The organism is Haloferax sp. KTX1 (assembly GCF_902410085.1).
GTDB lineage: Archaea > Halobacteriota > Halobacteria > Halobacteriales > Haloferacaceae > Haloferax > Haloferax massiliensis.
Genome location: NZ_CABPRH010000307.1, coordinates 1 through 403 on the forward strand (window position 1 = coordinate 1; position 403 = coordinate 403).

The window sequence follows — 403 nt, forward strand, 5'->3', positions numbered from 1 at the left end:
GGATGGCCCTGGTCATGTTCGCGTTCGCGACGCGATAGATGCCCCGGGCGGCTTCCAGTGGACCGCCGAGTCCTGCCTCGTCGGCAAGGTCCGCGAGTGCATCGTATGCCGCGTCCTCGTCGAGCGATAGTTCCCCACCCAGGCTGGTGCTTGCACCGATGTAGCCCAGCACGAGGTTGGCGTCGGTGACGGTCGGCTCAGTCCCGCCCTTCCCGTAGCAGGCGGGGCCGGGGTCGGCCCCGGCGGAACGTGGTCCGATCCGGAGTGCCCCCCCGGCGTCGACCCAGGCGATGGACCCGCCGCCGGCTCCGACTGTTTCGACATCGACCATCGGCGTCTTGATCGGCCGCTCGTTGATGACGCCCTCCGTGGTCCGTTCGGCCTCGCCGTCGCGGACGAGACT

General features: G+C 69.7%; 1 protein-coding gene. It reads right to left on the bottom strand.

Translation table 11 applies throughout. The features are described from left to right. A partial coding sequence (locus tag FY251_RS21960; RefSeq protein ID WP_305037600.1) for a hydantoinase/oxoprolinase family protein occupies nt 1-403 on the bottom strand: 403 nt, incomplete at both ends.